General features: G+C 45.0%; 1 protein-coding gene. It reads right to left on the bottom strand.

The features are described 5' to 3' along the window. Positions 1-220, bottom strand: a 220-nt coding sequence (locus tag IQR33_RS26735) for a class I adenylate cyclase (protein WP_193844210.1), incomplete at both ends; no start/stop codon positions are given.

The raw sequence follows: 220 nt of genomic DNA, 5'->3' as shown, positions 1-220 counted from the left end.
GGAGAGTCGATGCTTTTGTATAACTGCCACAAGTTCGAGCCGAAGTATTCTTCAGCAGGAATGCAGTTCAATTTACCAAAGTCGATCCATTCACTACAATCGATGTAACCATCACTGCACAATTGAGAAACGTACTCGTCGTAACACTCTTCCATTTCTGGCGGCACGATTTGCCATAACAAACGCTGTCCGGCAATACGCACCGCACTACGATAGAATT

It is taken from the genome of Vibrio sp. OPT46, from assembly GCF_015163535.1.
Taxonomy (GTDB): domain Bacteria; phylum Pseudomonadota; class Gammaproteobacteria; order Enterobacterales; family Vibrionaceae; genus Vibrio; species Vibrio alginolyticus.
The sequence above is the reverse complement of the archived record's forward strand: the minus strand, read 5'-3'. Positions and strand labels throughout refer to the sequence as shown.